The organism is Herminiimonas aquatilis (genome assembly GCF_042665175.1).
Lineage (GTDB): Bacteria > Pseudomonadota > Gammaproteobacteria > Burkholderiales > Burkholderiaceae_D > Oxalicibacterium > Oxalicibacterium aquatilis.
Window position 1 is genome coordinate 131,069 of sequence record NZ_JBHTCC010000004.1, and the last position, 12,831, is coordinate 143,899.

Consider the following 12,831-nt stretch of genomic DNA (forward strand, 5'->3'; position numbering starts at 1 on the left):
GATTTATTGTCTGTTTTTTACTGCCGCAGTATTGCTGTTGGCAGCAATGATGGTCGCCACACGCGCTTCAGCTTCATGGCCGGCATTGTCGAACACGGCCGTTTGATAAGCCGGCTGGGTGCGGGCTGGAACAGCCGATGTCAGAGACGTCCCTTCGGCATGCGCAATGTCTACTTCCACCTGCATCGATAAACCGACGCGCAACGGACGTTTAGCCAGTTCTTTGGGATCGAGTTCGATGCGCACCGGAATCCGTTGCACGACTTTGATCCAGTTACCACTGGCGTTTTGTGTCGGCAACAAGGCAAACGCAGCGCCGGTTCCGGCAGACAGCCCGGCAACCTTGCCGTGATATTCAACCCCGCTGCCATACACGTCGGAATGCAAGGTAACCGGTTGGCCGATACGCATCCTGGCGACTTGCACTTCCTTGAAGTTGGCATCAACCCACAAACTTGTCAGTGGCACGATCGCGAGCAACGGTGTGCCCGGCGCAACGCGCTGACCAACCTGCACCGAGCGCTTGGCGATGTAACCGGTAATCGGTGCTGGCAAAGTGTTGCGCGCCAAAGTCAGATATGCGGATTGCACTTGCGCGGCTGCACGCTGCACATTCGGATGATTGGCGACCGAGGTACGATCTGTCAGTACCTGATTCGATGCCAGTTGTTCACGCGTCGCCTGCAATGCGGACTCTGCTGCCTGCAATGCGGTGCGTGCATGATCCAGTTCTTCCTTCGATACTGCGCCGGTTCCGCTCAATTGTTCGCGACGCGCCAGATCAGCCTTGGCACGTGCCACATCGCTGATGCGTGCGGTGACATTCGCATTCAAGGCACCGTTGTTGACAAACAATGTGCGCACTTCGCGTACGGTTTGCGCGAGTTGTGCTTCGGCTTGATCAAGCGCCACTTTGGCATCGCTATGATCCAGTTCGATTAACGGTTTTCCCGCTTCTACCAGCTCTGTGTCGTCAGCGTGTATGGCGATGACCGTGCCACTGACCTGCGGCGTCACTTGCACCACATTGCCTGCAACATAAGCATCATCGGTATCTTCAAAATGACGCGCGTAAATTGCCCACCAGATGCCGTATGCAATCAGCAAGAGCGCGAGTAGGATAGAGACAACAATGATACGTTGGCGGCGTTTGCCGTTATTGGCTGGAGGGGTTTCTGTTACTGCTGTGTTAGTCGTATTCATGATGCACTTCTCACGGAGGTGGAAACGTTCGATGGAGTGGAGCTTTCAATTGCAAGGCCTTGCGACTGCGCATCAAAACCGCCGCCCAATGCCTTGATCAAACCTATGCGCAAATCGCTGCGGCGTGCCTGCAAATCAAGATCCACACGACGCTGCGACAGCAGCGTCATTTCGGCAGCGAGAGCCGGCAACATATTGGTCGTGCCTATGCGCTCGCGCTGCTGTGCCAGATCCAGATTGCCGGAAGCGGCCTGCACAGCTTTCTGCTGCTGCTCACTTTGCAAGGCAACGGCACGCAACGACGCGACTTGATCGGCAACGTCATGCAAGGCATCGGTCAATGCGCGGTTATACGTGGCAACCATGCTGTCGTATTGCGCGACACGTCCCTTCAGATTCGCGCGCAAGGTTTTACCCTCCAGAATCGGCATGCTGATCGCAGGACCGACACCCAGTGCACGGCTACCGGTTTGCAGCAAATTGTTCAAGCCTATGCTGGAGAAACCGGCAAACGCCATCAAATTGACGTTTGGATAAAATGCCGCCTTGGCAGCACTTATGTCACCTTGCACAGCTTCAACCTGCCAGCGCGCTGCGACAATATCCGGTCTGCGCCCCAGCAATTGCAAAGGTAATGTGTCCGGCAAAGCAGTCACCACGTCAGAGGGTAAAATCGGACGCTCGATTTGACGACCGCGATCCGGCCCCTGCCCTAACAATGCGGCCAGCTGATTACGTGTCAGTGCGATTTGTTCCAGCAACTGTTCATGCTCTGCCCCCAGGCTGGCGACTTGCTGACGTGTTTGCTGATTTTCAGATTTGGCATCCAGACCTGCATCGAGGCGCAACTGCGTCAGATGCGCAATTTTTGCAGTGACATCGAGCTGCTGCTGATTCAAATCGAGCTGCGCATATTGGCGCGCCAATTGAATCCAGGTGCGCGCCACCGATGTGGCGATCACCAGGCGCGCGTTGTATTGCTCGGCCTGTACAGCCTTGCCTTGCGACAGTGCGCTGCGCAATTCACCCGCATGCTTGCCCCAGAAATCAAAATCGTAGGAAAAGTTGAGGCGCAGCGCATTGTCCGTACGGTAAGTGCCGGCATATGGAGGTGGAATAATGTAGTTCTCGCTAAAGCGCTGATATGTACTGTTGAAACTGGCAGATACCGATGGCCGACTGGCAGCATCGGCTGCGTCAGTCATCGCCGTGGCGGCAGCGACACGGGCAGCTGCAATTTGCAGATCAGGATTACCTGCAATTGCTTCATCGATCAGCGATTGCAAGGGTGCACCGCCTATGGCTTGCGCCCATTTGGTATCCGGCCACTGTCCATGCTGATCAGGCAGGGATTCGGCCGTTGAATAATCCTTTGCTTGACGCAGCGTGCCGCTGGTTTCTATTCCCTTGAAGCTGGCGCAAGCACTGAGCAAAACAACGGCACAACTCACTGCGACCACACCGCGCAAAGAACTGCCGCTCAAGCCTGCAGAAAAACGTAGATGGCTATTCATCATTCGCTCCCCTCTGTTGATTTCTTACTGCCAGTTGCCGGTGCAGCACCGTATAACAACTTGCGCAACAGGATTTTGAGCGTTTCGACTTCGTCACCATTGAATTCGGCAAAGCTGTGATTTAACACGCCCACATAGAGATCCGGCAGCTTGTCTGCAAGCTCGACGCCCACCTCGGTCAAACGCAGATTGATCACGCGCCGGTCATCGCCGCGCGGCATGCGCTGAATCACGCCGCGTTTCTCCAATCTATCGATCATGCGGGTGATCGATGCAGAGTCGATATACAACTCACGCGATAACTCGGCGGCAGTCGAATAATTTCCAGAATTCAACATCAGCAATATGCTGCCTTGCGCATGGGTAATGTCATGTTGTGCCAATTCAATATCAACCGCCTTGGCGAGTTTGGTACGTGCACGCGCCAGCAAATAGCCGACACTTTCCTCTACACACCAAGACCCGGACGGGAAGATTTTCTCAATTTCATTCATATATGTGCCTGATCAATAACTGATAAGTCAATAACTGTCTAAGCAGCTAATTTAGCAGCGTTTTTATTTCGTGTTGCTAAGAAAGCGTTAAGAAGCGTCGAATTTCGAATAATTTTGCGTACAAGACACCCAAGAAACGCCCAAGCGATATGAGATTGTCATCTTGTGCCGACCAGTCGAAGCGAGGGAACCTGCACAAAAGATATCTGTATTGGCAGGTATTTCAGGTAGTTACGAGCAAGACTGGAATACTTGGTCTTTAGAGGGAATAAGATGGAGTAAGAGAGTTGGGTTTTCATCGCTCTGTGCAAATCTTTGCCGCTACTCACGCAAATACGGACCAAGGGAATTAACCATGCGCTACGCATTTCGCAGCAGCGCTGCATAACATGATGTTCGCAACGTGTTCCACGACTTCGATAATGATTTGAACGTACACGTACCGTTCAATGCAGCACAAATGATGAGTCGATTGCGATAGACAGAAGCCACTTTCGAAAACGACACTGCAGGTTTACAGCAATCCTTCCGGACGTCAGAGGATGGTGGATTAATGTGAGGACAAACGCTGCCTAGCGATGAAACGACGTCCGCCGCAAAAATAAATGGCTGCGGCTGGGGCCGATGGTATTCGCAAGCGTTTGGTAGAAATCGATATGGGCGACATAACAGCCAAAACAAAAAAAGCCCTGAATAATCAGAGCTTTTTCATACCAGACGAATCTGGAATTTGGCGTCCCCAAGGGGATTCGAACCCCTGTACTCACCGTGAAAGGGTGATGTCCTAGGCCTCTAGACGATGGGGACAGAAACCTGTCCTTGATACTGACCTTTTGCAAATTCAACAGTGGCGATAAGCGAGCGCCCATGCACTGACTCTTTGCAGTCCAACCTTACATAAAAAAAGCTCTGAAGAATCAGAGCTTTTTATACCAGACGAATCTGGAATTTGGCGTCCCCAAGGGGATTCGAACCCCTGTACTCACCGTGAAAGGGTGATGTCCTAGGCCTCTAGACGATGGGGACAGAAACCTGTCCTTGATACTGACCTGATACTACTTGACTACTAATCTGCACTTTGCTGGTGGAGGTAAGCGGGATCGAACCGCTGACCTCTTGCATGCCATGCAAGCGCTCTCCCAGCTGAGCTATACCCCCTCTTGCGCAGAAGCGAGATTATAGCAAAGGTTTTCTCCCTGTGTAAATCCCTCTTTTGAATCTTTTTAAAGATAGTGCGCAATGCGCGCCAAAACAACTTCGCGCCCAAACAATTCAACCACCGCATCGATCGATGGCGTTTGCAATTGTCCCGTGATGATCAAACGCAAAGGCATCGCCAATTGCGGCATCTTCAATTTGTGCGCAGCGAGCACTTCTTTCAGCGCAGCAGACAGTGCTTCCCTGGTCCACTCCACGGTTTTCAATTGCTCTGCATATTGCACCAGCGCTGGCTTGATTGCATCGGTCAGATGCTGCGACAGCAATGCTGCATCCGGCGCAGGCTGGCGATAGAACAGCATCGCCGCAACGGCCAACTCGTTCAATGTATTGATGCGATCCTTCATCAATGCGATGACGGCAGCCAGATCAGGTGCCGGATGGTCTGCTGGGGCAAACTGCGCGCCATGGCTTTCCATCATTGGACGCACCAGACCGGCGAGGCGCGCGTTATCCGCTTGCTTGATGTAATGGTTATTCAACCAGTCAAGTTTTTCCGGATTGAATTGCGCAGGCGATTTGGTCAGGTGATCGAGATCAAACCATTGCGTGAACTGTTCCATTGAAAATACTTCGTCGTCACCATGGCTCCAGCCCAGGCGCGCCAGGTAATTCAGCATCGCTTCCGGCAGATAACCTTGCGCCGGATAATCCATCACGCTGACTGCACCGTGACGCTTAGATAATTTCTCACCATCGGTACCGAGAATCATCGGCAGATGACCATATAGCGGCAGCGGCGCACCAATCGCTTGCAGGATATTGATCTGGCGCGGTGTGTTGTTGACATGATCATCGCCACGAATCACATGCGTGATCTTCATGTCGGAATCATCCACAGCGACGCAGAAGTTATACGTCGGCGTGCCGTCAGGACGTGCGATCACCAGATCGTCCAGCTCGCGATTCGAAATCGTGATCGAACCTTTGACGACGTCGATCCAGGTCACATCGCCTTCAGTCGGATTGCGGAAGCGCACAACAGGCTTGCGATCGGCAGGAATCGCCGGCAAGGTCTTGCCTTCTTCCGGGCGCCAGGTGCCGTCGTAGCGCGGCTTTTCACCGGCAGCGCGTTGACGCTCGCGCATCGCTTCAACTTCTTCCGGCGACGAGTAGCAGTGATAAGCGGTGCCTGCCGCCAGCATCTGCGCAATGACTTCACGGTAGCGGTCCATGCGCTGCATCTGATAGAACGGACCTTCGTCGTGATGCAAGCCCAGCCATTCCATACCCTCGATGATCGCCTGCACGGCTTCTGGGGTGGAACGTTCGAGATCGGTATCTTCGATACGCAACACGAAGGTGCCGCCAAAATGGCGTGCGTACGCCCACGAGAATAGCGCGGTACGCGCGCCACCAACGTGGAGATAGCCGGTAGGGCTGGGAGCAAAACGGGTGCGAATAGGAGTACTAACAGTCATGGCAAATAAAAACGGCCTTGGATTGCCAAAGCCGTCCTGTAAAAAAACGCCATTTTACCGCGTCGCCATGCGGATGGACCAGTCCCGACCGTAATATCGGTCTGCTTTAAATGGATAAAGCCAAGATGGCTTATTTCTACTCTTTTAATGGCTATATATAAAGCGAGGCTGCGACAACCCGCGCGGCACTGCTAAAATTACGCCTTTATTACCTTATTCATCAAGCATCACCTTATGAGCAATCCATCGCCGCGCAAACTTTTCGTCACGACCGCCCTCCCTTACGCCAACGGTGCATTTCATATCGGCCACATCATGGAATACATCCAGGCCGACATCTGGGTGCGGTTCCAGCGCATGCAAGGCAGTGAAGTCAACTTCGTCGGTGCCGACGATGCACACGGTGCGCCTATCATGATCGCTGCGGAAAAAGCCGGCCTGACGCCGCAGCAATTCGTCGCCAACATCGCGGCTGGTCGTAAACAATACCTGGATGGTTTTCATATCGCCTTCGATAACTGGAGCTCGACTGACAGTCCGGAAAATCACAAGCTTGCGCAGCAGATTTACCTGGACTTGAAAAAGGCCGGATTGATCGCGACCAAAACAGTTGAACAGTTCTTCGATCCTGAAAAAAGCATGTTCCTGCCGGATCGCTACATCAAGGGCCAATGTCCGAAATGCGGCGCAAAAGATCAATATGGCGACAACTGCGAAGTCTGCGGTGCGGTCTATGTCCCTACCGATTTGATCAATCCGTATTCGACGCTGACCGGCGCGACGCCGGTGTTGAAAAATTCCGAGCACTTCTTCTTCACGCTGTCCGATCCGCGTTGTGTCGAATTCCTTGAGCAATGGATACAAGGTAACGACACCGACGGCAAACCGCATCTGCAATCGGAAGTCGCCAACAAAGTTAAAGAATGGTTTTCGATACGCGACAATATCGACGGCACAACCAGCGAAGGTCTCAGCGATTGGGATATCTCGCGCGATGCGCCTTACTTCGGGATTGAGATTCCGGATTCACCGGGTAAATATTTTTACGTGTGGCTGGATGCACCGGTCGGCTATCTGGCTTCGCTGAAAAATTTGCTGGACAAGCGCGGCGAGAATTTCGACGCCTACATGGCTGAGCCTGCGCTGGAACAGATTCATTTCATCGGCAAGGACATCGTCAATTTTCATACATTGTTCTGGCCGGCGATGCTGAAATTCAGCGGCCGCAAAACACCGAACAAGGTATTCGTGCACGGTTTCCTGACCGTTAACAACGGCGAAAAAATGAGCAAGAGTCGTGGCACTGGCCTCGATCCGCTGAAATATCTCAGCCTCGGCATGAACCCGGAATGGTTGCGTTACTACCTCGCGAACAAACTCAGCGCACGCAACGAAGACATCGACTTCAATCCGGAAGATTTCATCGCGCGCGTCAACAGCGATCTGGTCGGCAAGTATGTGAACATCGCCAGCCGCGCCGCAGGCTTTATCGCGAAACGCTTCGACGGTCATGTCGTCACCGATTGGGCAACCAAGGACGATGCCTTCATCAGCAAGCTGCGCGACATCGCGCCGGAAATCCAGGCTTTCTACGACCAGCGTGAATACGGCAAGGCACTGCGCGCCATTATGGAACAAGCCGACATCATCAACGCCTATGTCGATGCCAACAAACCATGGGAACTGGCCAAGAAGCCGGAGAATAGCGCTGCGCTGCAGGAAGTCTGCAGCCGCTTGCTGGAAGCATTCCGCATTCTGACTATTTACCTGAAACCGGTATTGCCCAATCTGGCTACACAAGTCGAAGCGCTGTTGAACATAGAACCGTTGCAATGGCATCACGTCGTTACACCATTGCCGAACAATCATCTGGTCAATCCGTATTCGCATCTGATGACGCGTGTTGAACCGAAGATGCTGGATGACTTGTTCGACATGCCTGCCGTAGTCGATGTCACCATCGGTGTGCCTGGCACGCCAGCGACATCGAATGACGATGCTGCAAGTGCCACGAACATCGCAGCCTTGGCACCAGAAATCAAGATCGATGATTTTTCCAAGATCGATTTGCGCATTGCAAAGATCGTCAACTGTGAACATGTCGAAGGTTCAGACAAATTGCTGCGCCTGACGCTGGATGTAGGCGAAGGTCGTTTGCGCAATGTGTTCTCCGGCATCAAATCCGCTTACCAACCAGAAGAGCTGATCGGGAAATTAACCGTAATGGTCGCCAACCTCGCACCTCGCAAGATGAAGTTCGGTATCTCTGAAGGCATGGTACTCGCCGCATCGGCAGCGGATGAAAAAACCAATCCGGGTATCTACATCCTGAATCCATGGCCGGGTGCAGAACCGGGTATGCGCGTCGGCTGATCGCCTAACCCCAGCGAAAATAAAAGCAGAAAATCAAAACGGGCCAATCGGCCCGTTTTTTTATTTCGCACTAATTTATTACGCTATTCACTTTTCATTTGCTGCGCTTCATCCACCGCATGTCATCTACTACAATTATTTCTCGACAGCGTTGGCACGATCCAGCCACTGCTTTACATCCGCCAATATCTGATCCGACATAGCTGGATCGTTCAACACACGTGACAGCGTGACCGCACCTATCATCGCGGCCCAATTGCCCACGGCTGCCTGACGCCGTTCAACATCTGTTTCGCCTGCCATCGAATGACTGAAGGTTTCTATCTGGCTGCGTGCACTTTCCGTCATCGTCGTACGCGCGGCCTCCGATGCCCGCGTTGCCTCTTGCGCCAAAGTGGGGAACAGACAACCGATACCTGGATTGTCTCTGTGCTGGGTACTTAAATAGCCATCAGCAAAAGCGTCGAAGTTGATCCCGGGTGCGTCCGGACCGGAATACGGCGCCAGCGTATGCGCGAACGCCTGCGCCAGCAAATCATCCTTGGATGTGAAGTGCCCGTAGAACGCACCATGCGTCAAACCGGCAGCCTTCATCACTTCTGCCACCGTCACACCTTCAAACCCACGCTCGCGAAACATGCGTGCCGCTGCATCCAGAATCAATTTCCGGTTTTCTGCGACTTGTTCTTTGCTGATTTTCATCATTTTCCTTAATTGAAAATAATCACAAATTAATGCTTGACACTTTACATTACGACCATCATGATTTCAATCATTATGAACATCATGATTAAAACTTGATGCCATAAGGCAGTCTTTTTAACTGATATCCCATCCAGTTCAACGCTATTAAAAGGAAACAAACCATGAGTATCGAAGCCAAAACCACCACCGTCCTGATCACTGGCGCCTCCACCGGCATAGGCGCAACCTACGCTGACCGTTTCGCAAAACGCGGACATAACCTGGTACTTGTCGCGCGCAACGGTGCACGACTGGAAGAAGTGGCCGCACGCTTGCGCAAGGAAACCGGCGTGACCATCGACATCATCGTCGCCGACCTGACCAAATCCGCTGATGTAGCAAAAGTTGAAACCCGTTTGCGCGACGACAAAAACATCGGCATCTTGCTCAACAATGCTGGCGCTGCGGTACATGGCGGCTTTGAAACCGCGACCGTCGATGCACAGGAAAACCTGATCACGCTGAACATCACCGCGCTGACACGCTTGAGCGCCGCGGTCATTCCGCGTTATCTCGCACAAGGACAAGGCGCAATCGTCAACATCGCTTCGGTGGTTGCACTTGCCCCCGAACTGCCACTGGGCATGTACGGTGCAACCAAGGCTTATGTACTCCATTATTCGCAAGCACTGCATGCAGAATTGGGCGCGCGTGGCTTGTATGTGCAAGCGGTATTGCCGGCAGCGACAAGAACAGAAATCTGGGAACGCTCTGGACGTGACGTCAATGAGATGACTGGCGTGATGGAAGTGGGTGAACTGGTCGATGCAGCACTAGTCGGTTTTGATCGTGGTGAAGTCATCACGATTCCACCATTGCCTGATGCAGCCCAATGGGAAACCTTCAATAGCGCGCGCCAGGCCATGCTGCCGAATCTCGGGCAGGAACATGCGGCAGCACGGTATCAGGCTTGACCGAAAAATCTGTCCGGCCTTTCGCATCGCTTGTCCGCATTCCGTTTGCTATAACGGACGGAATGTGGACAAGCGAATCTTGGCACAATACACCCATCGCAAACAGGCCATAACTGCAGATAAAAAGCCGCAGATTGCATATTCGTTGCACTCCTGGATTGTCTGACGTCTAAGCTGCTGCTAACATCGTTCGCATACAAGCCTGAATGCACTTGCTGCATTCAGCACCCGTCGCGACTCTGAAGGCAAGACAGATGAAGCCGTTCAAATTTTCGTTTCGTCCGCGCCTGATGGATTCCTTGCTCGATTACGACGGCGCCTTGTTCTTTCGCGATCTGAGTGCAGGCCTGACCGTCGGCATCGTCGCACTACCGCTCGCGATGGCGTTTGCAATTGCCAGCGGGGTCAAACCGGAGGCGGGCATATTTACTGCCATCATCGCCGGCTTTCTGGTGTCAGCCTTCGGCGGTTCACGCGTGCAGATCGGCGGACCGGCCGGTGCCTTCATCGTCATTGTCTACGGCATCGTTGAAACCTATGGCATCGCCAATCTTTTGATTGCCACCATGTTTGCCGGCATGATGCTGTGCGCAATGGGCTTGTTCCGCCTCGGTTCGCTGATACGTTATATCCCAGTCCCTATCGTGATCGGCTTTACCAACGGGATTGCGGTGCTGATTGCCTTGTCGCAGATGAAGGATTTTTTCGGCCTGCGGATAGAAAAAATGCCTGCCGATTTTTTTGCCCAGATCAAGGTGCTGGCAGCGAACTCCAATACATTTAACCTAACCAGCCTGGTCATTGCAGCTCTTTCCCTGATACTGATTTTTGGCTGGCCACTACTGTGGCAAAGGAAAGTCGACGCAGCGCCCGCCCTTGCAAGACCAACAGCCTCTCGCCTATCCATCATCATGCGTGCCGTACCGGGCACAATTCTGGTGCTGCTATTGGCGACCCTGAGCGTCACGCTCTTCGATCTAAAAGTCGACACCATAGGCAGCAAGTTCGGCGGCATCCCGCAAGACCTTCCTTCCTTCAAGTTGCCGCACTTTTCGTGGGAACTGGTCAAGCAATTGTTCCCTCCTGCCCTGACCATCGCCTTGCTTGGTGCAATTGAATCGCTGCTGTGTGCGCGCGTGGCCGACAACATCACCGGCGACAGGCATGATCCGAACCAGGAATTGATGGCGCAAGGCATCGCCAATATCGTCACCCCTTTCTTTGGCGGCATACCGGCCACCGGCACAATTGCCCGCACCGTGACCAATATCCGCGCTGGGGCTGCATCGCCAATTGCCGGCATTCTGCATGCACTGACATTGCTGGTCATCGTGCTGATCGCCGCCCCGCTCGCCAACAATATTCCGCTGGCGGCATTAGCCGCGATCCTGCTGTACGTCGCCTACAACATGGGAGAATGGCATGAATTCGCGCGCCTGCGGCACTTCTCGATGAACTACCGGATTTTGATGCTGGCGACTTTCCTGCTGACTGTCATCGTCGATTTGACGGTCGCGGTGCAAGTGGGACTGGTGCTGGCCTGCGTATTTTTTATTTACCGCATCTCCAGTCTGACGCGGATAGAACTGATTCCGTCAGACAGCTTGAGCGTACCCTTGCCGCGCGGAGTCATGGCTTATTCGATCTTTGGCTCGCTGTTTTTTGGTGCCGTCGGCAAGCTGGAAGGTTTGATCGAGTCGCAGACCATGCCGGAAAAAGCACTGATACTGGAATTGCATCAATTGATCAACCTGGATGCGACCGGCCTGGATGCACTGGAAACCATCCACAAGACGCTGCAACGTCATGGCAGCCAGCTTATCTTGTGCGGACCGAATCAGCAGCCGCTGGATTTGATGCGGCGTGCCGGCTTCTTGAATCGACTGGGATTGCAGAACTGCCTGCCCAATCTGTCGGATGCGGTGGCACGCAGCGAGGCATTATCGTCCTGATGAACTGCTGATGATTTGCTGATCCTGCGTTAGCCGCGCACCGGATCGGTCACCGACGTTTGGGTGACTGCACCGCTATCGCTATCGAAATGCACATTGAAAAAGCGCTCAGTCGTCGGCCCTTCCAGATAGCGCCAATCCCACACCTCTTCATTTTTTAAACGGAACTTGACGACGCTACGCGGCTTGCCGAGTATGCGACGCACCTGATCACGGCTCATGCCGGCCTTGATGGTGGCGAAATTCTCTTGCTTTAACACTTGTGCGTAAGCCTGGAAGATCCCCTCCGCATCCAGCTCGACCATGAAGGTGCGATGCCCTTCCGGCCCTTTTGGATATTCCAGCGTGCGCGCTCCGTTATCTTCCTTCCAGATCATTTCCGGCTCGCCCATCGCGCTGCGTACGTCAGCTTCGGTCGACATGCCTTTGCTCAGCTTTTCCAGGCCGAAGTCTTCAATTACCCGACCATTGCAACCGAACATCAACAAACCGCATACAAAGCTGAACAAGGCACGTAAAAAATTCTTCATATCACTTCCATATTTCCATATAAAACGAAAGCGGTAGCTGCCGCAGAATGGTGATTTTCCCGATATCTGGACCGGATGATTGCCCCAAAGGCCGTTTTATCCCACACGTTCACAAACAGTAAGGATTCAGCGCGGATTGTATCCTTATGGAACATCCAGCCCCTCATCCGGCAAAGCCGGTCAAAACCGGGCAAAAGACAGGGTAAAATAGCGGCTGATTCCACCTCTTTGCCAATTTACTCATGAAACTCAGCAAACAGCACGCCAATTATCAATCCGAGATCACTCAGTTCATCGACTCGCTGAAAGCAAAGAATCCAAACCTGGAAGCATCACAGCTCGCCGGTCGCGCCTTGTTGTGGGATAAAAGCCCTATCGATCTGGAGCAGCAAGCCCGCAATCAAGCCTCACGTGTAGATCAACAAGCTTACCCGTATCAAAACAAAGTCCGGTAAATGAGCAACGGGC

10 protein-coding genes and 3 tRNA genes are annotated in these 12,831 nt (G+C 53.1%); 4 read left to right on the top strand and 9 right to left on the bottom strand.

Annotated elements, in window-relative coordinates; genetic code table 11:
• Window positions 1–3 precede the first annotated feature (3 nt).
• The 7 genes from ACFQO0_RS15255 to gltX form a co-directional block, all read right to left on the bottom strand.
• Window positions 4–1,203 (bottom strand): HlyD family secretion protein, encoded by a 1,200-nt coding sequence (locus tag ACFQO0_RS15255; protein ID WP_382236286.1) that lies wholly within the window; start codon window positions 1,201–1,203, stop codon window positions 4–6.
• A complete protein-coding gene (locus ACFQO0_RS15260; protein WP_382236289.1) occupies window positions 1,200–2,720 on the bottom strand; it encodes an efflux transporter outer membrane subunit in 1,521 nt (506 codons plus the stop codon). The genes ACFQO0_RS15255 and ACFQO0_RS15260 overlap by 4 nt, the downstream gene beginning before the upstream one ends.
• A complete protein-coding gene (locus ACFQO0_RS15265; RefSeq protein ID WP_382236292.1) occupies window positions 2,717–3,211 on the bottom strand; it encodes a MarR family winged helix-turn-helix transcriptional regulator in 495 nt (164 codons plus the stop codon). The genes ACFQO0_RS15260 and ACFQO0_RS15265 overlap by 4 nt, the downstream gene beginning before the upstream one ends.
• 731 nt (window positions 3,212–3,942) lie before the next feature.
• Window positions 3,943–4,018 (bottom strand) — tRNA-Glu (locus ACFQO0_RS15270).
• Between the two features lie 143 nt (window positions 4,019–4,161).
• Window positions 4,162–4,237 (bottom strand) — tRNA-Glu (locus ACFQO0_RS15275).
• Between the two features lie 56 nt (window positions 4,238–4,293).
• Window positions 4,294–4,369 (bottom strand) — tRNA-Ala (locus tag ACFQO0_RS15280).
• A 65-nt stretch (window positions 4,370–4,434) separates the two neighbouring features.
• On the bottom strand, window positions 4,435–5,850 hold the full coding sequence (gltX, locus tag ACFQO0_RS15285) for a glutamate--tRNA ligase (RefSeq protein WP_382236295.1): 1,416 nt from the start codon (window positions 5,848–5,850) through the stop codon (window positions 4,435–4,437).
• Between the two features lie 234 nt (window positions 5,851–6,084).
• Between gltX and metG the strand changes: the two genes are divergently transcribed.
• Window positions 6,085–8,223: a methionine--tRNA ligase gene (metG, locus tag ACFQO0_RS15290; RefSeq protein ID WP_382236298.1), complete on the top strand. Its 2,139-nt coding sequence runs from the start codon at window positions 6,085–6,087 to the stop codon at window positions 8,221–8,223.
• 135 nt (window positions 8,224–8,358) lie between these two features.
• On the opposite strand, the gene ACFQO0_RS15295 is transcribed toward metG, so the two are convergent.
• The gene (locus ACFQO0_RS15295; RefSeq protein WP_382236301.1) at window positions 8,359–8,928 is read right to left on the bottom strand and encodes a TetR/AcrR family transcriptional regulator; all 570 of its coding nucleotides are present in this window, start codon (window positions 8,926–8,928) and stop codon (window positions 8,359–8,361) included.
• Between the two features lie 161 nt (window positions 8,929–9,089).
• Here ACFQO0_RS15295 and ACFQO0_RS15300 point away from each other — a divergent pair, with 161 nt between their 5' ends.
• Both ACFQO0_RS15300 and ACFQO0_RS15305 read left to right on the top strand, forming a co-directional pair.
• Window positions 9,090–9,881 carry an SDR family NAD(P)-dependent oxidoreductase gene (locus ACFQO0_RS15300; protein ID WP_382236304.1) on the top strand — a complete coding sequence of 264 codons (792 nt, stop codon included), beginning with the start codon at window positions 9,090–9,092 and terminating at the stop codon, window positions 9,879–9,881.
• A gap of 254 nt (window positions 9,882–10,135) precedes the next feature.
• Window positions 10,136–11,833 (top strand): SulP family inorganic anion transporter, encoded by a 1,698-nt coding sequence (locus tag ACFQO0_RS15305; RefSeq protein ID WP_382236307.1) that lies wholly within the window; start codon window positions 10,136–10,138, stop codon window positions 11,831–11,833.
• A gap of 29 nt (window positions 11,834–11,862) precedes the next feature.
• Here the strand turns inward: ACFQO0_RS15305 and bamE are convergent, their stop codons facing one another.
• The gene (gene bamE / locus ACFQO0_RS15310) at window positions 11,863–12,363 is read right to left on the bottom strand and encodes an outer membrane protein assembly factor BamE domain-containing protein (RefSeq protein ID WP_382236310.1); all 501 of its coding nucleotides are present in this window, start codon (window positions 12,361–12,363) and stop codon (window positions 11,863–11,865) included.
• Window positions 12,364–12,605: 242 nt separating this feature from the next.
• Between bamE and ACFQO0_RS15315 the strand changes: the two genes are divergently transcribed.
• On the top strand, window positions 12,606–12,818 hold the full coding sequence (locus ACFQO0_RS15315; protein WP_382236313.1) for a DUF3460 family protein: 213 nt from the start codon (window positions 12,606–12,608) through the stop codon (window positions 12,816–12,818).
• Window positions 12,819–12,831: the final 13 nt, after the last annotated feature.